A 21,730-nucleotide genomic window follows, 5' to 3' on the forward strand; every position below is an offset into this window, starting at 1 on the left:
AACAAAGAAAAGAAGGAAATACCATGTACATTTCAATTGACATTTTTAGAAAGAGGGAATATCATACTGATAAAACCGATAAGAAAAAGGGGAATTTTTATGGGTACAGAATTTAATGGTTTATTTGATGAGTGGGCTCATACGTACGACTCATTTGTACAAGGCGAAGATATACAATATAAAGAAGTTTTCGCCCATTATGAGGACATTCTAGAGGATGTAGTTAACAAGTCATTTGGTAATGTATTAGAATTTGGTGTCGGTACAGGTAATTTAACAAATAAATTATTACTTGCTGGCCGCACAGTTTACGGTATAGAACCGTCGCGTGAAATGCGCATGATTGCAAAAGAGAAATTGCCAAAAGAATTTTCAATTACAGACGGTGATTTTCTTTCGTTTGAAGTTCCAAATTCAATTGATACCATTGTAAGCACCTATGCATTTCATCATTTAACAGATGATGAAAAAAATGTAGCGATTGCGAAGTATAGTCAATTGCTAAACAAAGGTGGTAAAATAGTGTTTGCTGATACGATATTTGCAGATCAAGATGCATATGATAAAACTGTTGAAACAGCAAAACAAAGAGGTTTCCACCAGTTAGCAAACGATTTGCAAACGGAATACTATACACGTATTCCAGTTATGCAGACTATTTTTGAAAACAATGGCTTCCATGTAACGTTCACGAGATTAAATCATTTCGTTTGGGTAATGGAGGCAACTAAGCAATAGAAAGAGGGATTAGATTGAGAATTGCTGTAATTGGAGCAATGGAAGAAGAAGTACGTATTTTACGTGATAAATTAGAACAAGCAGAGACAGAAACGGTTGCAGGTTGTGAATTTACGAAAGGGCTATTAGCAGGGCATGAAGTAATCTTGTTAAAGTCTGGTATTGGTAAAGTAAACGCAGCGATGTCAACGACAATTTTATTAGAAAAATATAAGCCTGAAAAAGTAATTAATACTGGTTCAGCTGGTGGATTCCATCATTCTCTAAACGTTGGTGATGTAGTTATTTCCACTGAAGTTCGTCACCATGACGTAGATGTAACAGCATTTAACTATGAATATGGTCAAGTACCAGGAATGCCGCCTGGATTTAAAGCTGATGAGGCGTTAGTTGCATTAGCTGAGAAATGTATGCAGGCTGAAGAAAATATTCAAGTTGTAAAAGGTATGATTGCAACAGGTGATTCATTTATGAGTGATCCGAACCGCGTTGCAGCCATTCGTGATAAATTTGAAAATCTTTATGCGGTAGAAATGGAAGCAGCAGCTGTTGCACAAGTATGCCACCAATATGAAATTCCGTTTGTTATCATTCGCGCACTTTCTGATATTGCTGGTAAAGAATCAAATGTTTCATTTGATCAGTTTTTAGATCAAGCAGCTCTTCATTCTACAAACTTTATCGTAAAAGTGTTAGAAGAGTTAAAGTAATGTAACAAAAAGGCAACTGTCTCATATAAAGAAAATACATACAGTTGCCTTTTCTTTATTGGCAAACAAGGGGGAGAACACGATGAATGTATATCGTGGAGTTCATGAGTTAATTGGTCATACACCAATTGTAGAAATTACTCGTTTTTCACTTCCGAAAGGAGTCCGTTTATTTGCAAAGCTTGAATTTTATAACCCAGGCGGAAGCGTTAAGGATCGTTTAGGAAGAGAATTAATCGAAGATGCGCTAGAAAAAGGGCTTGTTACCCGGGGTGGAACAATTATTGAACCGACTGCTGGGAATACTGGTATTGGACTGGCACTTGCAGCATTAGAACATGATTTACGTGTTATTGTTTGTGTACCAGAGAAATTTAGTATTGAAAAACAAGAATTAATGAAAGCACTAGGTGCAACGGTCGTGCATACACCGACTGAGCAAGGAATGACCGGTGCAATTGCTAAAGCAAAAGAGTTAGTAAATGAACTACCGAATTCATACTCTCCAAGTCAGTTCGCAAATGAGGCAAATCCTCGTGCATATTTTAAAACACTAGGACCTGAACTGTGGGACGCATTGAATGGAGAGATTAACATATTTGTTGCTGGAGCAGGAACTGGCGGTACGTTTATGGGGACTGCATCTTATTTGAAAGAAAAAAATATAGATATTAAAACAGTTATCGTAGAGCCAGAAGGATCTATTTTAAATGGTGGTAAGGCTGGTTCACATGAGACCGAAGGAATTGGACTGGAATTTATCCCGCCATTTTTGAAGACATCTTATTTTGATGAAATTCATACGATTTCTGATCGAAATGCATTTTTACGAGTGAAAGAATTAGCGCAAAAAGAAGGACTTCTCGTTGGGAGCTCTTCAGGAGCAGCATTTCATGCGAGCTTACTGGAGGCAGAGAAGGCAGCACCAGGTACAAATATTGTAACGATTTTTCCTGATAGCAGTGAGCGCTATTTAAGTAAAGACATATACAAAGGATGGGAATGAAAAATGAGAGCAAAGACAAAGTTAATTCATGGTATTCGCATAGGAGAACCTTCAACTGGATCTGTAAACGTACCGATTTATCAAACAAGTACGTACAAACAAGAAGCAGTTGGTAAGCATCAAGGATATGAATATTCACGTACAGGTAACCCAACACGTGCAGCTTTAGAAGAAATGATTGCTGTATTAGAAAATGGGCATGCTGGATTTGCATTTGGTTCAGGAATGGCTGCTATTACAGCGACAATTATGTTGTTCTCAAAAGGTGACCACGTTATTTTAACAGATGATGTTTATGGCGGAACATACCGCGTTATTACGAAAGTATTAAACCGTTTCGGTATTGAGCATACATTTGTAGATACAACAAACTTAGAGGAAGTTGAAGAAGCGATTCGTCCAAATACGAAAGCAATTTATGTGGAAACACCAACGAACCCACTACTAAAAATTACTGATATTAAGAAAATATCTACTCTTGCTAAAGAGAAAGACCTATTAACAATTATTGATAACACATTCATGACGCCATATTGGCAGTCGCCGATTTCTTTAGGAGCAGATATTGTGCTTCATAGTGCAACGAAATATTTAGGAGGTCATAGTGATGTAGTTGCAGGTTTAGTAGTTGTAAATAGCCCACAACTAGCAGAAGATCTTCACTTTGTACAAAACTCAACAGGAGGTATTCTTGGGCCACAAGATAGCTTCTTACTACTTCGCGGTTTAAAAACATTAGGAATTCGTATGGAAGAACATGAAACGAATTCACGTGCTATTGCTGAGTTCTTAAATAATCATCCAAAAGTAAATAAAGTATATTACCCAGGTCTTGAATCACATCAAAATCACGAATTAGCAACAGAACAAGCAAACGGGTTTGGTGCTATTATCTCATTTGATGTAGATAGTGAAGAAACATTAAATAAAGTACTTGAGAAACTACAATACTTTACACTTGCTGAAAGCTTAGGAGCGGTAGAAAGTTTAATTTCTATTCCATCTCAAATGACACATGCATCAATCCCAGCTGATCGCCGCAAAGAATTAGGAATTACAGATACATTAATTCGTATTTCTGTCGGTATTGAAGATGGTGAAGATTTAATTGAAGATTTAGCACAAGCGCTAGCATAATAAAAAAACGCACTGCTAATATAGAGCAGTGCGTTTTTTTATTACATTATTTTGTGAAACATTTCACAAAATAGACATACACAAACGAAATGATTTCATGTATATTGAATTCAGGAAATGTTACTCACGAACAAACTTGTGAAACATTTCACAAACAATGAAATTCATGTAGGAAAGCATCTCTATTTTTTTATGTTAATTGGGACTTATTTTGACCTATAGGGACATATAAGGACCGTGATAGTAGAATAGGAGGAAATTTACATGGTAGTCAAAGAGAAAGTTGTAAATGAAATGCAGGAAGTAAAAAAGATGATTGATACGCTAGTAAATAATGGTCAACAAGCTTTACAAGCATTAGAAAGTTTTACACAAGAGGAAATTGACAACATTGTTCATGAAATGGCATTAGCAGGTGTTGATCAACATATGCCGCTAGCAAAATTGGCAGTTGAAGAAACTGGCCGTGGTGTATATGAAGACAAATGCATTAAAAATATTTTTGCCACTGAATATATTTGGCATAGTATAAAGCAAGATAAAACGGTAGGGATTATTCACGAAGATCCTCATGAAGAAATAATAGAAATCGCGGAACCTGTCGGTGTAGTAGCTGGAGTAACACCAGTAACGAATCCAACGTCGACAACAATGTTTAAAGCGTTAATTGCGATAAAAACAAGAAATCCAATTATTTTCGCATTTCATCCTTCCGCACAAAAATGTTCTGTGGCAGCAGCGAAAACCGTATATGATGCAGCGATGAAAGCTGGTGCACCAAAACACTGTATTCAATGGATTGAAAGACCGTCTGTTGAAGCGACGAAACAATTGATGAACCATGATGGTGTAGCACTCGTTCTAGCAACTGGAGGCGCTGGTATGGTGAAATCAGCTTACTCTACTGGAAAACCAGCGTTAGGCGTTGGTCCTGGTAATGTACCGTGTTATATAGAAAAATCAGCACATGTAAAACGAGCTGTTAATGATTTAATTTTATCAAAAACATTTGATAACGGTATGATTTGTGCATCGGAACAAGCAATCATTGTCGATAAAGAAATTTATGATGATGTTAAAACAGAAATGATTGAAAACAGTTGTTACTTTGTAACAGAAGAAGAAAGAAAAAAATTAGAAAAGCTCGTTATAAATGAAAATACATGTGCAGTAAATAGTGATATTGTAGGGAAATCAGCACAGTATATTGCCGATTTAGTTGGGATCACTGTTCCTGGACATACAAAAATGCTTGTAGCTGAAATTCAAGGTATCGGAGCAGCATATCCGTTATCCCGTGAGAAACTGAGTCCAGTATTAGCTTGTGTGAAGGCAAATTCATTAGAAGAAGGATTTACATATTGCGAAGAAATGTTGAACCTCGGTGGTTTAGGACATTCAGCAGTTATCCATTCTACAAATAAAGATGTGCAAAAGCAATTTGGGTTACGTATGAAAGCTTGCCGTCTCATTGTAAATGCACCTTCATCACAAGGTGGAATAGGGGATATATATAATGGATTTATTCCATCACTTACACTTGGTTGTGGTTCATACGGAAAGAATTCAGTTTCCCAAAATGTAACAGCGACTCATTTATTAAATATAAAAAGGCTGGCAAATAGAAAAAAGAATATGCAGTGGTTCAAACTGCCACCAAAAATTTATTTTGAAAAACATGCTACAGCTTATTTAGCAAATATGCCTAACATTTCACGTGCATTTATTGTAACGGACCCCGGAATGGTTGAACATGGCTATGTCGATACAGTCGCGCACTATTTAAACAAGAATGCAAATGATGTGAAAGTTGAAGTTTTCTTTGAGGTCGAACCAGATCCATCAGATGAAACTGTTTTCAAAGGTGCGGAAATGATGAAAAGCTTTAAGCCAGATGTAATTATCGCACTTGGTGGTGGTTCAGCTATGGATGCAGCAAAAGGAATGTGGTTATTCTATGAGCATCCAGAAACGACATTCTATGGTATTAAACAGAAATTTTTAGATATAAGAAAACGTACATGTAAATATCCGGAATTAGGAAATAAGGCGCAGTTTGTTGCGATTCCAACGACATCAGGAACGGGATCAGAAGTGACACCATTTGCGGTTATTACAGATAAGAAAAATAATATAAAGTATCCGCTCGCAGATTATGAATTAACACCAGATGTAGCAATTGTTGATCCACAATTTGTAATGACAGTACCACCACATGTAACAGCAGATACTGGTATGGATGTTTTAACACATGCAATTGAGGCGTATGTGTCTGTTATGGCAAATGACTATACAGATGGATTAGCATTAAAAGCTATTGATCTCGTATTCAAATATTTACCGAGAGCATATAAAGATGGAAATGATGAAGAAGCAAGAGAAAAAATGCATAACGCTTCTGCAATTGCAGGGATGGCATTTGCAAATGCTTTCCTCGGTATTAATCACAGCTTAGCACATAAGATTGGACCAGAATTCCATATTCCGCACGGACGTGCAAATGCCATTCTAATGCCGCACGTAGTCCGCTATAATGCTATTAAGCCAAGAAAACACGCATTGTTCCCAAAATATGAGCACTTTGTGGCAGATGAAAGATATGCACATATAGCGAGAATGCTCGGGCTTCCAGCAAGTTCGGCAGCAGAAGGAGTGGAATCACTCGTCCAAGCAATTATTGAGCTTGGAAAAAGCTTAAATATTAATATGAGTATTGCGGGACAAGGAGTCGATAAAGAGCAATTTGAAGAGGTTGTTGGAGTATTAGCAGAAAGAGCTTTTGAAGATCAATGTACAACTGCTAATCCAAAGTTACCGCTTATTTCAGAGCTGAAAGAAATTTATATGGAAGCATATAAAGGTGAATAATGATAAAAAAAGAGCCGCAGTAAAAGCGGCTCTTTTTTTATTGGAAAACATCTCCCAGAATGGCTGTATTTACTGGTCTTTCAGTTTCATAGAATATGATACAGTGAAATGGAGGAGTGAGAATATAATGAAAGAATTAAAAGGAAAAATAGAAGATTATACTCGGTTTGGACAAATGCTTCTCGCTGTAAGTACATTGTTAATGGTTGGCTTATTGATTCCGAGTGGAGCAAAAGAGACAATCCAATTTTTTGTTATGATGGGGAGCATCGTTATATTTTTAAGCTTATCGTTCTTTTTCTTTCAGCGTGTGAAAGTGATGCGTGACCAGCTAGAGGAAAATGAATGTGAATAATATTGTTAACTAGAGCGCAGCGAAAAGAAAAAATCTTTTTGTCGCGCTTTTTGTTTTTTTGTAGGAAAATATATGCGTTTCGTGTTGACAATGATAATCCTTATCAATTAAAGTAGAATAGTGGTTAATGATTATCATTATCAATTAGAGGTGAAGGAATGAAAAAATCTATTACGCTATTTACAGCGATTTTATCTATTTTTTTCTTGTTAATAGGTTGCAGTGCCAAAGGGGACGAAAAAGCGTCTGCAACCAAAACAGAAAAAGGAAAAGAGAAAATCGAAATTACCGACCTATCAGGAAGAAAGGTAACATTCGATAAAGTGCCAGAAAGTTTTGCAACATTAAGTATGGGGGATATGGATATTATTCATGCTTTAGGTGGAAAAATAGTAGGTCGCCCGGATACGAAATTAACTCTTCCAGATGAGCTAAAGAAAGCACAAGTAATTGGGAATGCACATCAACCGAATTTTGAGCAAATTGCTAGTTTAAAGCCCGATGTACTTGTTGCTAACAATGGATTCCAAAAGAATGTGCCAACGGTTGAAGGACAAGGAACGCAAGTTATCATTTCTTCTGCGAATTCTGTACAAGATATTCAAAAAAATATTGAATTATATGGAACGGTAATGAAGAAAGAAGATAAAGCAAAAGAAATTAATCAAAAAATGAATGATCAAATGAAGAAATATGAGAAAAAGAGCGATGCGAAAGCATTGCTAGTGTATGGCGCACCAGGAACTTATTTAGCGGCATTACCAACATCTTTATCAGGTGATATTTTAGAAAAAACAGGCGGAAAAAATATTGCTTCTGATTTTCCAGAAACGAAAGAATATCCGCAATATGCACAGCTAAGTGTAGAACGTATTATTGAGGCGAATCCAGATGTGATTTATTTAATTACACACGGAGATCCAAAAAGTGTGAAAAAAGCATTCGAAGGCGAAATGATGAAAAATGAAGCGTGGAAAAATTTAGAGGCAGTAAAACAAAACCGCGTAGTTATTTTGCCACCTGATTTATTTGGATCTAATCCTGGTACAAAAGTTACAGAAGCGATGGACTTTATGTATAAAAGTATACAAGATGTAAGGAAATGATACTATGGAAAGTAGTGAAGTAGTAAGAGAAAAGGAACATCCTTTTGCGAAAAAAAGATGGATAATAGCAGTTACTTTAGTTGTATTAACAATCCTAGGTCTCTTTTACGGTCTTTTCGCAGGAAGTTTATCCTTTTCTGTACGAGATATTCTAACGGGTATACAAGATGAAGGTTCGACAGTTCATCGAATTGTATGGGATCTTCGCATACCGAGAGTGCTCATTGGGTTTATAGTAGGAACATGTTTAGCTGCATCTGGTACACTGCTACAAGGAGTTATGAGAAACCCTCTTGCAGATCCTGGTATTATCGGAGTTTCATCTGGGGCAGGCCTTGTAGCAATTGTCATCATGATTTTATTCCCACAGCATCTAGCTTTTTTACCACTAGGGGCGTTTTTAGGAGCTTTCATAACAGCGATGGTTATTTATGCTTTATCATGGCAAAAAGGGGCACCACCTTCAAGAATCGTCTTAGTAGGGGTGTCGATCAATGCATTAATTGGTGCAGCAACGTCAGCATTAATGTTATTACATAGTGACAAAGTACAATCGGTGTTACCGTGGCTAGCGGGTGGTATTGGTGGTGTAAGTTGGGCACATTTAAATATGATTATTTATTATGCAATATTCGCCATTATATTAGCTTTCTTTGGTATTAAGCATATTCGAGTGTTAATGCTTGGAGATGAAATGGCAAAGTTATTAGGACATAACGTGGAAAAAAGTCGGTTTTATTTAATCGTAGTAAGTACATTATTAGCTGGAATTGCAGTAAGTGTGTCTGGTCTTATTGGATTTGTCGGTCTTGTCGTACCACATATGCTACGTTTATTAGTTGGAAATGATTATAGATATTTGCTACCTTTATCATGCCTTGGCGGCGGGGTATTACTTGTTTTTGCGGATGCAATAGCTCGAAGTTGGTTTGACCCAATCGAATTGCCTGTTGGTATTTTACTGTCCTTCTTAGGTGGTCCGTTCTTCTTATATTTAATTCATAGAGGAGGAAAACAAAGTGATTTCCGTTAACAAAGTGTTTTACGCACACTCTGAAAGATTTCAAATGCAAAATATGAATGTACATATTAAGGCTGGAGAAATCGTTAGTTTAATTGGTCCGAATGGATCGGGAAAATCTACTTTGCTTCGTTTAATAGCAAGGCTACTGAAACAAAGCGAAGGGGACATCATTTTAGATGGGAAAAATATTCATATGATGAAGAGTGCTGATGTAGCGAAGCAATTAGCAATGTTACCACAAATGCATGATCATCAATTAGATTTAACAGTGAAAGAACTAATTGAGTTCGGAAGAGGTCCACATAAATCATGGAGTAGCCACTTAAATAAAGAAGATGAAGAAATTGTTGATTGGGCATTATCTGTTACAAATCTTGAAGGGTATGAATATCGTCTTTTACATTCTTTATCAGGAGGGGAACGGCAACGTGCTTGGATTGCGATGACGCTAGCGCAACGTACAAATGTCTTATTATTGGATGAACCAACAACCTTTTTAGATATCGTTCACCAGTTGGAAGTAATGGAACTTGTGAAACGATTAAATGAGGAGTTTGGAATGACAATTATAATGGTTTTACATGACATTAACCAAGCTGCTCAATATAGCGATCGTTTACTTGTATTAAAGCGAGGAAAAATTCAGTATGATGGTATACCAGAAGAAGTACTATGCCATGAAATGTTTCAACATGTATTTGGCATAGATGTAGATATTTTTCAGGGAAGTGACAAGCCTTTTTTTACACCGAAACGAATTTCTAAAAGGGGAGAAGAGCGATGCAAACAGAAGAGCGTATTACCATTGAATTAGTAAGAGAATTTGTTATGGCAGCTCACGGGGATTTAGAGAAAGTACAAGAGCTATTGGTTGAATCACCAAGCTTACTTCACGCCTCTTATAATTGGGGTGGATCAGATTGGGAAAGTGCGTTAGGCGCATCGGCACATGTAGGTCGTAAAGACATTGCTCTTTATTTACTAGAAAAGGGTGCTCGGATGGATATTTTTGCAGCAGCTATGCTTGGTGAATTAGAAGTTGTACAAGCTATTTTAGTAGCTCAACCAGAAGCATTGCGCGCATCTGGTCCTCATGGTATTTCTCTTCTTCAACATGCACGAATGGGTGGAGAGAAATCTAAGCGTGTATATGATTATTTAGCAATACTATCTTAATGAACGAAGGAAGTTCTTATGTGCGGTAAACTTTTCACTTGAAACAATTGGAAAGTTTACCGCCCGTTAGAACGGGATAAGTATCTAGTATATTTGAAAATCCTACACCCCCCTCAATTGTAGTTTTCTTTATGCTAGTTATGATATGGATGCAGTGGACAATATTTGTCTACTGCTTTTTTTGTTTCTATAAGATTGAATATTCTGTGTTATGTGGTTGATTCATTTATAATAAATGGTAACACTTATTGTGCATACAAAATATGATTGTGAAATTAAGAAGAAATTAGTAGAAAGGAGTGAAGGAATGTTTCATACAGACCGTTTACAAATTCGTAAATATACAATGGATGATTTACAGTTCTACGCTTCACTATGGGGAAACGAAAAAGTAATGCGCTATATTGGAAATGGGAATTTAAAAACATATATGCAATGTAAAAAAAGTTTGGAAGAGTGGGTAATTCCTAGCTATAAAAACGGCCTCGGTTTATTTGTATTAATTGAAAAGGAAACGGGGATACGGATTGGTCATGCAGGATTAGTAAAGCAGCAGATAGATGGAAAAGAGGAAATTGAGATTGGTTATTGGTTATTACCTCAGTATTGGGGAAAAGGCTATGCGAGAGAAGCAGCGGCAGCATTTCGAGACTATGGCTTCCAAGCGTTACGAATGAATAAATTGATTTCTCTTATTAATCCGGACCACCCCGCCTCAATCTTTGTTGCTAGAAAAACGGGGCTTAGTTATGAGAAAACAACTTCATTTCATGGGATGGATGTTCTCGTTTATTCCATTAGGCGCGTTGGATGAAAAAAGGTTAATTGCATTTTTTGAAGAATGGTATATAAAAATAAAGGGGGGATTACATGTACATTTATCATAATGGACTTATTATTCGTGAGGGGACGAATGGTGTACCTGCATATGCAATTAAGACTTTATTCGAAGATGCCGGTTGGAGCAATGATAATATCCCTTCTTGGCAAATTGAAAAATTCACGATAGCATTTGAAAATTCAACATGGGCATTCACAATTTGGGATGAAGAAGAGATGATTGCCATGGTTAGAGTCATTTCTGATGGAATCATGGTCGCGAACATAGTAAATTTAGTTGTGAAATGTGAATATAGAGGGAAGGGATTAGGTAAGAAACTTGTCGCTCTTTGTTTGCAAAAGCTACCACATGGTGACTGGTTTGCACATACTTCTGCGAACAATTTTGATTTTTATAGAAGCTGTGGATTTGAAGTTAGAGAGCTATCGAGAAATGGAACATGTGCGTATTATGGATATCAAGTCGCGAAAAGAGATGGTCACCGATAAATGAATGAAAAGTAAAAGTTTAGCGAGGTAATTTTGAGGATTTGATAATAGAGAATGGATTGAGGCACATTTTATGATAAAATAAAAGAAAATTCTGTTTATTATTAGGGGGATAAAAATGAGTATAAAAGTTGGGGATGTATTTAAATATGAAAGAAGATTTACTGAGGAAGAGGTGTTTGAATTTGCAAATATTACCGGAGATAAAGGTAGACACCATGTGGAATATGATGAAAATGGAAGATTAATGGTCCATGGTTTATTGACTGCTAGCATTGGAACGAAAGTAGGCGAAGAATTACATTACATAGCAAGAGAATTAGTAAGTGAGTTTATTAGACCAGTTTTCACAGGAGATACAATCACTTGTGAATTAACTTTAACAAATGTTGAGCAAATGGAAGGCTATAAAAAAGTTTCAATCGAGTCAGTTTATCGCAATCAACACGAAAAGACTGTACTAGTGGGGACAAGTTATGGAATTATAAGGGGATAAAAAAGAAGCCTGTTTAGCAGGCTTCTTTTTTATTATTTAGTAAACACGTTTTCGATTTTCCGCATAACTAGAGATGAGTAGTAATGCAGTTTCTTCTCCTATATTACGAACAATATGAGGAACGCATGCATTCCATGAGAAAGAATCACCTTCTTCTACAATTGCAATATCTTCACCGTGCTGAACTTCTAGTTTTCCGCGTAATACAAGGTGACATTCTTCCCCTTCATGGGCATTTGGTGAGTTTTCTTTCGGGAATCCAGTAGGGATTTCTACTAAAGATAGGCGAAGGCCCCCTTGCTCCGCAACATGTTCAATTCTTTGCTCATCTTTGCCGTATACACTGTATTTCCGTTCTTCTTTTTTGACAATTTTTAATCGATCTTTTTGCTCTAACAATAAATAGGGAAGGGGAACGTTTAAAAAATTGGAGATCGTTTCTAAAGTTGAGATAGATGGTGATGTTTTATTATTTTCAACCTGACTCATAAATCCTTTAGAAAGACCTGTTCCCTCACAAATTTGTGCGATTGTTATGCCTCTACGTTGACGAATTTCACGTATTGCAGAACCAATATTCATAAAATCAAGCTCCTTTTTGTAAACAACTATTTGTATCATAGCAAAAAAAATATATTTTTTCCCAGTGAAAATGAATTGACGAATAAAAAAAATTAGTGTATGTTTTGTAATGTGAATAAAAGTTTTGTATAAGAAAACTATAAAGGAGAGAAAGAAATGAATCAACATATTGGTAACTTAATTATTCGTATCGTGTTAGGGGTAACATTCTTCATGCACGGTTTAACAAAATTCCAATCAGGAATTGACAATATTGCAGGGTGGTTTACAAGCATTGGTTTACCAGGAGGACTTGCATACGGTGTAGCAACATTTGAATTAGTTGGAGGCCTATTATTAATTCTAGGTTTAGGTGTAAGATATATTGGATTATTATTTGCACTTGTTATGGTTGGAGCAATCGTAAAAGTGAAATGGTCAGCTGGTTTATTGGGAGATGGAAAAAATCCTGGTTTCGAATTAGAACTTGCATTATTAGCAATGGGTGCATACTTATTTGTTGCAAAAGCTGATGGTTTTGTAGATAATTTCTTAAAAGAAAAAATGTCAAAGAAGAACTAATTTAAATGGGGGGCTAACAAGATGAGTTTTCAACTTCATCCCGATACAACACTGGATGTTGTTCATTTATACGTATCTAATGTAAAGAAATCACTAGAGTTTTATACGGAAGTACTAAGTATGAAGGTGCTAAAAGAAGAAAAAGCAGTCGTTACATTTGGGAATGAAAATGATGAACCACTTCTTATCATTGAAGAAAAGAAAGAAGCTTTTCCGAAGCAAAGAGGAAGAACAGGGTTATATCATTACGCAATTTTATTACCAAGTAGGCAGGATTTAGCGAATGTTCTTCGTCATCTTGTAGAAATGGTATATCCACTACATGGCGGGGCCGATCATTACTTTAGTGAAGCTCTTTATTTAGCTGATCCAGATGGAAACGGGATTGAAATTTATCATGATCGACAAAAAGAAGTTTGGCGTGATGAGAATGGAGAGCTCCCATTTGTTAGTAACCCGTTAGCTGGTGAAGAATTATTGCAGCAAGGAAGTACATGGAGTGGATTTCCAGCTGGTACTGTGATGGGGCATATTCATTTCCATGTAGCTGATTTAGAGGAAGCGAAACGTTTCTATGTTGATGGTCTTGGTTTTGAAGTAACAATCCCAGCTCGTAATGGAGCGTTGTTCGTATCAGCAGGTGGCTATCATCACCATATCGGTTTAAATACATGGCAAGGTGAAGGGGTACCACCGCAAATGCCAGGTTCTGTTGGTTTGAAATATTTCACAATTGTATTAGCGGATGAAAAACAAAAAGAGCAAGTATGTGAAAGCTTAAAAAATATTGGTAAGATTGCTACGTACAAAGATGGAATATTACAAGTCGAGGATCCATTTGGACATTGTATCCATTTCCAAATAAAAGGAGAAGCCTAAAAAGGCTTCTCTTTTTTATTTTCTTATAATTGCATTTTCGTTTTGTAAAAATAGTTCATCAAATTGTTTTGCAAGCTCAAAATCTAGTTTCGTTAAACCTTTTGCATTCCAAGATGACAAAGTAATAATAACTGCTTTATACTGGATAAGGATAAATGGATGGTGATTATGTTCTTCTGATAGTTTGGCGGCTTCAGAGACAAATTCGACTCCTTTTAAGTAGTCGGAAAACATATATTTTCGTTCAATCCATTTCTCATCTTTTACCATCCATTTATCTACCTTCAATAATTCCTCGTGAACTTCTTCTTCAGTTAATCTTAGCATCATTTTTCACATCCTTTATTGGAAGTAACGCAAGACCATTGTTAATAAGGCGTGTTACAGCTTCGTCAGTTGTGAAAGTAGAAAGTTGATGTAGTAATGCTGCAGATGTTTCATGCCCTTTGTTATGCTCTAAAAGTAACTCTAATACTTCAAGGCGCAGCAACCATTCTTTCGCATAAAATTTATTTAATACTTCTTGGATTGCTACTAATTGATCGATATGCGCGTCGTGTAAAATCCCCTCACTTCGAATATCTCGAACTGTTTGATACATACGCTCGAGTTCATTCAGTACAAGCGGAGCAGGAATTTCTTGAACTTCTTCATCCATTGGGAAAAATGCTGCTGCATCTGCGGCACCTGGGAATACTGAAGTGATTTGTGAGCCAACAGCCATATCAAATGCGCCCCATGAAGCATCAAATAAAACGCGGGCGTTATAAGTAACTGTGCAATCGATAAAGGAAATAAGAGCAATTTTCTTATCATTTTTCACAATATCTGTTACTGTTCCTTTTACATGAATACCACTTGCAAAAGTAAAATCAGCGATAGTTCCAATTTTAATTCCTAATGATTGTAGTTGTTCGTCTGTACAATTTTCTAATGCAATATTTTCAGTAAGTAATCCAATCGGTGTTCCAAATCCGTCACTGTGTACAGAAGTAGAATGATTCGCTAACTGTTTATTATGAAGCGCTAATGCCGTTGGCGAATTTGTTCGCATGTAAATTAATTCACCTGCATCGTTTTCAATTGTCTCGCTAAATGTACCTGTAATTTGTAATCCACTATTTAGCTCAGCTGTTGCATAGTTCTCAGAGCGAATTGCTTTTTCTAAACCTTCTTTTCCACCTGTTTTAAAGGCCATTGTTTTAGAAAATGTTTCAAGCGCATCTGTTAATTCTTCAAAGGATTCACAAACAAATAGTTGTGGTTGCATTTTTGTTACGTCATAAGTTGTCCCTGTACATGCTTCGATAGAAAATGGAACCTTTTCTACAGCGTCTGTTAAGCAATGTTTGCTTTCGCCAACAGAAGAAAGGAGACCAGCACCATATATCTTTGGATCATCTATATTTCCGATCAATCCATATTCTACTGTCCACCAGAAAAGACGTGAAATTTGTTCAGCTTCCGATAAACCAGAAACTAACTTTTGTTTTTCAATTACAGCATTTTCAGCAGCCTTAACTTCATCAGGAGTAGAAGTAGGGCTTTCTTTTACTATCGTTAATGTACGAACAGCTTCAAATGCATCATGTTCTTCTTTTGTAGAGAAAGCTTTTGCACCAATTTGCCCAAAACGTTTCACATATTTTGCATATGTAGGATCAAGTAAAATCGGTGCGTGTCCTGCGGCTTCATGTACGATATCTGGAGCTGGTGTGTACTCGATATTTTCTACTTTCCGGATATCTGTTGCAATCGGTAGTAATCCGTGTCCTTGAAAATCGAAGAATGCTACGCCAGGAATAAGTCCGTCAATTGTTACAGCGCCCCAGCCGCTTGGTGCCAAACACTTATTCATTTCTTCTACTTTTGGAATTGCATCTATATTAATACCAGATGATTGTAGTCCGTTCACATAGGCTGGATGAGCAACGTCTTTTAAGAAGCTATGATTTTGTCTCATAATGTAACGCCACACAGCGTGATTCACCGGTGTGTATTGATCATAATGTTGTGTGGATACAAATGGTTTTAAATGCGATGGAATTTCTGTTTTCTTTGTCATTTAGACATCCTCCTTTTTTTCAATAAAATTGAATATCGATTTCGTATAGCTTGTATCACCCCCTTTCATTTTTTGTAAGCGCTTATAAAATTTTATCATAAGATTCGGAATTATTTAACATATGTTTCTGTGATAAATAGAAAAAGCCCCTATCGGAAAATCCGATAGGGGCGAAAGAATCGCGGTACCACCCTATTTGTAAGTGAAAATATACTTACATCTCAATTAATGATAACGGAAAAATTCCGTCTTTTCCTTCATGCATAAAAGCACTACGAAAAAGAAGCTCCAGAATTGTAATTCATACTTATATATGTGCTAATTTCCACCGACCATTAGCTCTCTGTAACAGGGATATAAGATACTACTGCGATTCTTTCAACGCGTATATATGAAATTGTGTAAGAGGATGGATGCAAAAAAGTCCCTATCGGAAAATCCGATAGGGACGATAAAAATCGCGGTACCACCCTATTTGTAAACAACTAATTGTTTACCACTCACTTTACGATAACGGAAAGATCCGTCTTTCTCTTCATGCATAAAAAGCATTACGGGAAAGAAGCTCCAGAATTGTAATTCACGCTTGTATATGTACTGATTCGCACCAACCATCAGTTCTCTGGGACAGTGATATAAGTCGCTACTAGCATTCCTTCAAAGCCGATATATAATTCGTTAAACTAAACTATGTTTTGTATTATAAAACTATATTAAAAAAATTGTCAACAAAAATTTTTTATCCCGTGTTAATGAGCAGTAAAATTCCTACCTCAAAATTCGGTGGGAGAATAACTGCCCGTAACCCCCGATTGGTGAAGGCTAATAATCAGTGGGGATGAACAAAATCTCTACTGATTAAGGCTTCACTTTATTTCACTTCTAAATTAACAGTTAAATTAGAGGTATTGCCAGCTGCATCAGTTGCTACAATGTGAATAGTATTTTTTTCTTCGTGTAATTGAGTGCGATCGAAATAAATGTCATAGCTTTTCTCCCAAGGGTTCAGGAATGCCTGTTCCCATACACCATTTCCGTTAATTTCATATTGCATTCTCACTGGAATACCGGGTGCTATCCAACCAGATTCTGACATCCAATCTAGTAGAATATCATCAACTTTTCCTCTAATTACGAGATTTTCTTGGTCAACTTCGTGTGTTAACTTAGGTGCAGTTCGATCAAGAAATACAGCAGCTGTTTGTTTTGTTTCTCCACCAGAATTAGAAGCAACTGCTTCGATTTGATATAGCCCGTCAGCTAAAGGAGTGCCATCTGCTTTTGTACCATTCCATTTGAAAGGTTTGTATCCAGGAGTTGCATTTTTAGCTTGATGGATAATCCCTTGATGCGTTACACGTTCTTTCGTAACTAAATTTGCATGTAATGTTACATCATCCACAGGCGCAACTAAATAGTAGTTGATGAGATTATCATCTAGTACGTGGTCGCCATTTGGGCTAAAAGTAGAATTAATAATTTCGAGTCCATCGATACGTTTATAATCTTTAGGATCGATACTAAATGTGAATGGAATTCGAATTTCTTCTTTTGCCCCTTGTTCTTTTACATATACATTTCCAGTATACACACCTTGTGGTAGTGAGCTATCTACCGTGATAGTAAATGGTTTTTCGGTACTACTATTCGGTTGTATGCTAATCGATGAAGGGACAGAAGCTTTTACTTTTGTTTTTGTGTTGGCATCTAGTAATTCCACACGAGTTGAAAAACTTTTCTTTTTACTAGAAAGGTTTTGTAATGTAACATTTTGCGTCAGTTTTACTTTTCCGCTATTTGGCTTAATAAGACCAAAGCTGACATTGTTAGGTTTTACTAATACATTTGTTTGAGCTGCTTTCGGAATGTTAATTAAACCAGATCCTTGTGCCATAACAGGGTATGTATTTTCATTGACATCATGTAATGTTTTTGCATTGTTAGCAAGAGCCGCTTTCAATTGTTCTGTCGTCCAATCCGGATGCATTTGACGCAAGAGGGCAACCGCTCCAGCTACTTGCGGAGCAGCCATACTTGTTCCGTTATGCGATTCATAGCCGCCTCGCGGTACTGTACTAGTAATTTGTACTCCAGGTGCAACAACATCAGGCTTTATTAGCCAACTTCCTTGTGATGGCCCTCTTGAACTAAAGTTACCGATAAGTTCTGTTTGCTTTGGTTGTCCAATTTTTATATTTTTCTTTCGTTTTGTGATTAAAGTTTTTAATTCTTCCCCATTTGTATTTGATAATTGCATTACTGGGATAGCTAGATGTTCACGTGAAAAATATTCCGGCATCATATTAATTTCTTTTTCGCTAGAGATTAATAACACACCAAGTGCACCAGCTTGCTTCGCTTGTTCTGCTTTTACTAATGTACTAGAAGTACCTTGTAAAATAAGTGCGAATTTCCCTTTCACATCTTGTTTTGCATAATCACTTGGATTGCCATAACCAACATATACAAGAGGGGAATCATTTCCTATTGGAAAATCGGATTTTGATAACGGTAACCCTTGATATGTTTTGCTGGAACCAGCTACTTGGAATGTTGGAAACGGGATAGAAACCGTAGATGCTCCAACAGAAATGACACTACTTGCGTTACCGGGAGCATCAACAGACCAAGGTTTTGGTCCGTCATTTCCATTTGAAACGACAGTAGTAACACCAAGTTTCGCTGCTCGTTCTAACGTTAATGTTACAGGCTGATCAGGTACATTTAAATCTTGCCCAAGGGAGAGGTTTAACACATCCGCACCATCTTGAATCGCTCGCTCAATCCCTTGGATAATATCATCTGTTGTACCAGTTCCACCGTCATTCATTACACGATAGGCTAGAATAGAAGCGTTTGGAGCAACGCCTTTAATTTTTCCATTACCCGCAATAATTCCAGCTACATGAGTACCATGTACGTTACCATCCATTGGATCGCTATCTTCATCAACCGTGTCATATCCACCGATATAATTTGCCTTTAAGTCAGGGTGTGTATAGTCTACGCCAGAGTCGATAATGGCTACTTTCATGCCTTTTCCATCAAGCGGTTTGCCAGATGGATCTTTTAAATTCCACGCTTCAGGTGCACCAATTGTCGGTCCACCGATATTTGGTGCTTCTTCGTTAGTAGTACTTTTTGATGTTTCATGCAATTTATATGTTAAGTTCGGATAGACTGCTTTTACTTCAGGTAAAGAGGCAAGAGAGGTAATTTGATCTCCAGGAACTGAAATAGAGAATCCGGAAAATAACGTATTATACACTTCTTTAATTTTTGCACCAGGTGCTTTTTCTTTTATTTTCTTAGTCGTATCTTCTTGTGCTTTTTTTAGCTCAGCATGATAAGACTGAGCATTACTATTTTGTAAATCTGGAGCATGCTGAATATTACTTTGAGCAGCGAGAGGTGCATGTTGCAATTCTACAATTACTGATATTTCTTTTGTTGTTTTCGTTTCAACATTTTGAGCAATTTTATGTTCTCCCCACTGTTCAATCGTTGTTTTTAATTGTGGACTAAATTGCTTCTCCTTTTGTAGTGATTCAGCATGAGCGCTTAAAGCTCCAAAACTAGAAAAGACAAGCGCCATGCTTAATAGTGTAGATGTAGTTTTTTTCATTGATACTCCCCCTAATAAAAAGTGCCAATATTCAGAAATTAAATCTTACATTTTAGTTATAACTTATAAATATAAATGTTGGCTAAACTATACTTTCGACATAATTCATACCAATCCTCTATGAATTGAAAATTTCTTGGGAAATTTTTTCTGATTATGTCGAATCGATATTTTTCACATATTGTAGGAAGAAAGTGAGGAATGCTATGAGGGAAATGGAGTGATGGTATGAAAAGGCTAATAGTAAGTGGTAGTGTAGTGTTGTTTATGTTTTTGTGTTCTATCACTATTACTAGCGCAGAAAATAATAGTGTGAAAGTTGCTTTTATTCGTCATCATAACCTTTGGATTAAAGTTGAGGGGAAAGAAAAACAACTTACAAAAGGAGAGAACATAACAGGGCCAAAGTGGTCACATGATGGAGAATGGCTGGCATATGTAAAAGGGAAGAAACAAAATATTCTTGAGTTATATCGGCTGAAAGATGGAAAGAAAGTTACGCCGTTTCACTCAGAAGCATCGAATTATCAATGGTCACCAACAGAAAATATAATTGCATTTATATTTACAGGTACATTAAATACATTTGATGTAGAAAAAAAGAATGCAGATTTTGAAAATGTATCGGCTGGTGTAGGGGATTATGCATGGTACCCCGATGGAAAGAACTTTCTTGTATCCTCTGAAGCGCACTTACTTCCAACAGGATGGACAGGGGCTCAGCTATATGAAGTGCAAAAAGATGCACATATGAATCCTCACAAAATGAAGCATTTGTATGCATTGCCAAATGAACATGATGATTTCCTAGCGCTAGTAGCAAGTGGCTTTAAGTGGTCACCAGATCAAAAGTGGATTTCATTTTTAGCAGTACCGACAGCTTCATGGTCAGCTGATAGTAATACGCTTTGCTTAGTTCGTGCAGATGGCAGTCGGTTTGAAAAAGTAGATCAAATGTTACTAAACGCACAATGGTTTCAATGGGCACCATCAAAAAATATATTAGCTTATATTGAAGGGAGCGGAAGAGTTGCATTAGAAAATAAGCATTTAAAAGTAAAGGAATTGCCAGCACTTCAGCAGAACATATTTACGCCGAAAGGATATGTTGATTGGGATTTTGTATGGAAGAACGATAGAGTAATTATCGTTTCACGAGCAAAGGAGGCAGGGATAGAAACTCCACCAGAAAAAAGGCCACTACCATCTTTGTATGAGGTCGATAGTACAAGTAATGCACAGCATCAAATCACAAAGAAAAAGAACAAGCAAGGGGATTACCACCCGATCTTCATGAAGAAGAGTAATCAATTAATTTGGATACGTTCAGACCGTAAGAAAGCGGATGTATGGCTTGCTCATAAAGATGGGAAACAGGAAAAGAAGTGGATTGAAAATATAGATGTACCAGCGTGGTATTATGAGAAATGGAATTGGGAAAATGTCATCTCGGTGAAATAACAATAAAAAACTGCCTAAAAGATCATTTTAGGCAGTTTTTTATTGTTATTTATGCGTTTTATTTGGCTTTTTTTTCGCTGGGTTTCCGTTCCCTTGGCGCTTTCTATTTTGTTCATCTTTTGCTTGTTTTTCATGTAGTGTATCTAAAAATTCATTCGAGTTACTCATTTTTCTATCGCTCCTTTCATTTCGTCCTAATTACTATAACCATTTAGGAGGATAATCATGAGTTAGAAGTTAGGCACTTAATTTTCTTCGATAATGTAAGTAAAATATTCCATACATAACAAATAGCATGAGTAAAACTTGTAACTCTACATTTTCCTTTAAAATAGCTGCGATAGGGTCTGGTAAGTACGGTGATTTATCGTTTGTGCTTAAACCTAACCATTTATTTAAGAGGCTAATGGTACAAAACATAAAAACACCGGACCAGCTTGCCGTAATTGCTTTTTGTTTAATTTTTGTTTCACGTTCATCATCTGTAATCCAGGGATTAGCAGTTTGATCACTACTAAAGAAGCCGTTTATATATCCCCATACAATCATTCCAATAAAGACAATTATCCATTTCATATATGTAATTCTCCTTTCGGTGTAAAAAGTATTTTA

General features: G+C 36.5%; 22 protein-coding genes and 2 other annotated features. Of the genes, 16 read left to right on the plus strand and 6 right to left on the minus strand.

Going from position 1 to position 21,730, the window contains the following annotated elements:
- The first annotated feature begins 99 nt into the window (after window positions 1-99).
- The 13 genes from HMAS_RS02615 to HMAS_RS02680 all read left to right on the plus strand — a co-directional run bounded on the left by HMAS_RS02615 (window position 100) and on the right by HMAS_RS02680 (window position 11,945).
- Window positions 100-738, plus strand: coding sequence for a class I SAM-dependent methyltransferase (locus HMAS_RS02615; protein ID WP_000536315.1), 639 nt, complete (start codon window positions 100-102; stop codon window positions 736-738).
- A 14-nt stretch (window positions 739-752) separates the two neighbouring features.
- Entirely contained in the window at window positions 753-1,448 is a 696-nt protein-coding gene (mtnN, locus tag HMAS_RS02620; RefSeq protein ID WP_001217024.1) for a 5'-methylthioadenosine/S-adenosylhomocysteine nucleosidase, read from the plus strand.
- Between the two features lie 82 nt (window positions 1,449-1,530).
- Complete coding sequence (locus HMAS_RS02625; RefSeq protein WP_001103882.1) at window positions 1,531-2,454, plus strand: O-acetylserine dependent cystathionine beta-synthase; 924 nt, start codon at window positions 1,531-1,533, stop codon at window positions 2,452-2,454.
- A 3-nt stretch (window positions 2,455-2,457) separates the two neighbouring features.
- The gene (locus tag HMAS_RS02630; RefSeq protein WP_001201908.1) at window positions 2,458-3,591 is read left to right on the plus strand and encodes a bifunctional cystathionine gamma-lyase/homocysteine desulfhydrase; all 1,134 of its coding nucleotides are present in this window, start codon (window positions 2,458-2,460) and stop codon (window positions 3,589-3,591) included.
- Window positions 3,592-3,855: 264 nt separating this feature from the next.
- A complete protein-coding gene (gene adhE, locus HMAS_RS02635) occupies window positions 3,856-6,459 on the plus strand; it encodes a bifunctional acetaldehyde-CoA/alcohol dehydrogenase (protein ID WP_025709764.1) in 2,604 nt (867 codons plus the stop codon).
- 127 nt (window positions 6,460-6,586) lie between these two features.
- The gene (locus HMAS_RS02640) at window positions 6,587-6,814 is read left to right on the plus strand and encodes a YrhC family protein (RefSeq protein WP_000661265.1); all 228 of its coding nucleotides are present in this window, start codon (window positions 6,587-6,589) and stop codon (window positions 6,812-6,814) included.
- Between the two features lie 158 nt (window positions 6,815-6,972).
- Entirely contained in the window at window positions 6,973-7,920 is a 948-nt protein-coding gene (locus tag HMAS_RS02650; RefSeq protein WP_000748453.1) for an ABC transporter substrate-binding protein, read from the plus strand.
- A 4-nt stretch (window positions 7,921-7,924) separates the two neighbouring features.
- Window positions 7,925-8,953: a FecCD family ABC transporter permease gene (locus HMAS_RS02655; protein ID WP_002000971.1), complete on the plus strand. Its 1,029-nt coding sequence runs from the start codon at window positions 7,925-7,927 to the stop codon at window positions 8,951-8,953.
- Window positions 8,940-9,758, plus strand: coding sequence for an ABC transporter ATP-binding protein (locus tag HMAS_RS02660; RefSeq protein WP_000626525.1), 819 nt, complete (start codon window positions 8,940-8,942; stop codon window positions 9,756-9,758). The genes HMAS_RS02655 and HMAS_RS02660 overlap by 14 nt, the downstream gene beginning before the upstream one ends.
- Window positions 9,725-10,120, plus strand: a complete 396-nt coding sequence (locus HMAS_RS02665) for an ankyrin repeat domain-containing protein (RefSeq protein WP_001192763.1) — start codon at window positions 9,725-9,727, stop codon at window positions 10,118-10,120. Before HMAS_RS02660 ends, HMAS_RS02665 begins: the two co-directional genes overlap by 34 nt.
- Before the next feature lie 235 nt (window positions 10,121-10,355).
- Window positions 10,356-10,934 (plus strand): GNAT family N-acetyltransferase, encoded by a 579-nt coding sequence (locus tag HMAS_RS02670; protein WP_000258037.1) that lies wholly within the window; start codon window positions 10,356-10,358, stop codon window positions 10,932-10,934.
- Window positions 10,935-10,990: 56 nt separating this feature from the next.
- Entirely contained in the window at window positions 10,991-11,449 is a 459-nt protein-coding gene (locus tag HMAS_RS02675) for a GNAT family N-acetyltransferase (RefSeq protein ID WP_000276114.1), read from the plus strand.
- A 118-nt stretch (window positions 11,450-11,567) separates the two neighbouring features.
- Complete coding sequence (locus HMAS_RS02680) at window positions 11,568-11,945, plus strand: MaoC/PaaZ C-terminal domain-containing protein (protein ID WP_000025015.1); 378 nt, start codon at window positions 11,568-11,570, stop codon at window positions 11,943-11,945.
- A gap of 36 nt (window positions 11,946-11,981) precedes the next feature.
- On the opposite strand, the gene HMAS_RS02685 is transcribed toward HMAS_RS02680, so the two are convergent.
- A complete protein-coding gene (locus tag HMAS_RS02685) occupies window positions 11,982-12,527 on the minus strand; it encodes a helix-turn-helix domain-containing protein (RefSeq protein WP_001020693.1) in 546 nt (181 codons plus the stop codon).
- 156 nt (window positions 12,528-12,683) lie between these two features.
- Here HMAS_RS02685 and HMAS_RS02690 point away from each other — a divergent pair, with 156 nt between their 5' ends.
- Both HMAS_RS02690 and HMAS_RS02695 read left to right on the plus strand, forming a co-directional pair.
- Complete coding sequence (locus HMAS_RS02690) at window positions 12,684-13,088, plus strand: DoxX family protein (RefSeq protein WP_001071553.1); 405 nt, start codon at window positions 12,684-12,686, stop codon at window positions 13,086-13,088.
- A gap of 21 nt (window positions 13,089-13,109) precedes the next feature.
- Window positions 13,110-13,967, plus strand: coding sequence for a VOC family protein (locus HMAS_RS02695; RefSeq protein WP_000009844.1), 858 nt, complete (start codon window positions 13,110-13,112; stop codon window positions 13,965-13,967).
- Between the two features lie 15 nt (window positions 13,968-13,982).
- Here the strand turns inward: HMAS_RS02695 and HMAS_RS02700 are convergent, their stop codons facing one another.
- From HMAS_RS02700 to HMAS_RS02710, 3 genes are all read right to left on the minus strand, one after another.
- Window positions 13,983-14,297, minus strand: a complete 315-nt coding sequence (locus HMAS_RS02700) for a 4a-hydroxytetrahydrobiopterin dehydratase (protein ID WP_000979538.1) — start codon at window positions 14,295-14,297, stop codon at window positions 13,983-13,985.
- Window positions 14,278-16,032 (minus strand): aromatic amino acid hydroxylase, encoded by a 1,755-nt coding sequence (locus HMAS_RS02705; protein ID WP_025709765.1) that lies wholly within the window; start codon window positions 16,030-16,032, stop codon window positions 14,278-14,280. The genes HMAS_RS02700 and HMAS_RS02705 overlap by 20 nt, the downstream gene beginning before the upstream one ends.
- A gap of 163 nt (window positions 16,033-16,195) precedes the next feature.
- Window positions 16,196-16,423, minus strand: a binding site (T-box leader).
- Window positions 16,424-16,473: 50 nt separating this feature from the next.
- Window positions 16,474-16,702: a binding site (T-box leader), on the minus strand.
- Between the two features lie 201 nt (window positions 16,703-16,903).
- Window positions 16,904-19,657 carry a S8 family peptidase gene (locus HMAS_RS02710; protein WP_025709766.1) on the minus strand — a complete coding sequence of 918 codons (2,754 nt, stop codon included), beginning with the start codon at window positions 19,655-19,657 and terminating at the stop codon, window positions 16,904-16,906.
- A 228-nt stretch (window positions 19,658-19,885) separates the two neighbouring features.
- On the opposite strand from HMAS_RS02710, the gene HMAS_RS02715 reads away from it, so the two are divergent.
- On the plus strand, window positions 19,886-21,118 hold the full coding sequence (locus tag HMAS_RS02715; RefSeq protein ID WP_000825724.1) for a TolB family protein: 1,233 nt from the start codon (window positions 19,886-19,888) through the stop codon (window positions 21,116-21,118).
- Window positions 21,119-21,163: 45 nt separating this feature from the next.
- On the opposite strand, the gene HMAS_RS02720 is transcribed toward HMAS_RS02715, so the two are convergent.
- Together HMAS_RS02720 and HMAS_RS02725 are read right to left on the minus strand one after the other, a co-directional pair.
- Complete coding sequence (locus tag HMAS_RS02720; protein WP_000071866.1) at window positions 21,164-21,286, minus strand: DUF4023 domain-containing protein; 123 nt, start codon at window positions 21,284-21,286, stop codon at window positions 21,164-21,166.
- Window positions 21,287-21,355: 69 nt separating this feature from the next.
- The gene (locus tag HMAS_RS02725) at window positions 21,356-21,694 is read right to left on the minus strand and encodes a hypothetical protein (RefSeq protein ID WP_000871153.1); all 339 of its coding nucleotides are present in this window, start codon (window positions 21,692-21,694) and stop codon (window positions 21,356-21,358) included.
- Window positions 21,695-21,730: the final 36 nt, after the last annotated feature.

Origin of the sequence: Bacillus sp. HMA207, assembly GCF_003402455.1 — a bacterium.
Lineage (GTDB): Bacteria > Bacillota > Bacilli > Bacillales > Bacillaceae_G > Bacillus_A > Bacillus_A cereus.

Excerpts from the sequence above, each read along its gene's own strand:
- HMAS_RS02615 (WP_000536315.1), top strand. The coding sequence starts at position 100 with ATGGGTACAGAATTTAATGGTTTATTTGATGAGTGGGCTCATACGTAC.
- HMAS_RS02625 (WP_001103882.1), top strand. The coding sequence starts at position 1,531 with ATGAATGTATATCGTGGAGTTCATGAGTTAATTGGTCATACACCAATT.
- HMAS_RS02630 (WP_001201908.1), top strand. The coding sequence starts at position 2,458 with ATGAGAGCAAAGACAAAGTTAATTCATGGTATTCGCATAGGAGAACCT.
- adhE (WP_025709764.1), top strand. The coding sequence starts at position 3,856 with ATGGTAGTCAAAGAGAAAGTTGTAAATGAAATGCAGGAAGTAAAAAAG.
- HMAS_RS02640 (WP_000661265.1), top strand. The coding sequence starts at position 6,587 with ATGAAAGAATTAAAAGGAAAAATAGAAGATTATACTCGGTTTGGACAA.
- HMAS_RS02650 (WP_000748453.1), top strand. The coding sequence starts at position 6,973 with ATGAAAAAATCTATTACGCTATTTACAGCGATTTTATCTATTTTTTTC.
- HMAS_RS02655 (WP_002000971.1), top strand. The coding sequence starts at position 7,925 with ATGGAAAGTAGTGAAGTAGTAAGAGAAAAGGAACATCCTTTTGCGAAA.
- HMAS_RS02665 (WP_001192763.1), top strand. The coding sequence starts at position 9,725 with ATGCAAACAGAAGAGCGTATTACCATTGAATTAGTAAGAGAATTTGTT.
- HMAS_RS02670 (WP_000258037.1), top strand. The coding sequence starts at position 10,356 with ATGGTAACACTTATTGTGCATACAAAATATGATTGTGAAATTAAGAAG.
- HMAS_RS02675 (WP_000276114.1), top strand. The coding sequence starts at position 10,991 with ATGTACATTTATCATAATGGACTTATTATTCGTGAGGGGACGAATGGT.
- HMAS_RS02680 (WP_000025015.1), top strand. The coding sequence starts at position 11,568 with ATGAGTATAAAAGTTGGGGATGTATTTAAATATGAAAGAAGATTTACT.
- HMAS_RS02685 (WP_001020693.1), bottom strand. The coding sequence starts at position 12,527 with ATGAATATTGGTTCTGCAATACGTGAAATTCGTCAACGTAGAGGCATA.
- HMAS_RS02690 (WP_001071553.1), top strand. The coding sequence starts at position 12,684 with ATGAATCAACATATTGGTAACTTAATTATTCGTATCGTGTTAGGGGTA.
- HMAS_RS02695 (WP_000009844.1), top strand. The coding sequence starts at position 13,110 with ATGAGTTTTCAACTTCATCCCGATACAACACTGGATGTTGTTCATTTA.
- HMAS_RS02700 (WP_000979538.1), bottom strand. The coding sequence starts at position 14,297 with ATGATGCTAAGATTAACTGAAGAAGAAGTTCACGAGGAATTATTGAAG.
- HMAS_RS02705 (WP_025709765.1), bottom strand. The coding sequence starts at position 16,032 with ATGACAAAGAAAACAGAAATTCCATCGCATTTAAAACCATTTGTATCC.
- HMAS_RS02710 (WP_025709766.1), bottom strand. The coding sequence starts at position 19,657 with ATGAAAAAAACTACATCTACACTATTAAGCATGGCGCTTGTCTTTTCT.
- HMAS_RS02715 (WP_000825724.1), top strand. The coding sequence starts at position 19,886 with ATGAAAAGGCTAATAGTAAGTGGTAGTGTAGTGTTGTTTATGTTTTTG.
- HMAS_RS02720 (WP_000071866.1), bottom strand. The coding sequence starts at position 21,286 with ATGAGTAACTCGAATGAATTTTTAGATACACTACATGAAAAACAAGCA.
- HMAS_RS02725 (WP_000871153.1), bottom strand. The coding sequence starts at position 21,694 with ATGAAATGGATAATTGTCTTTATTGGAATGATTGTATGGGGATATATA.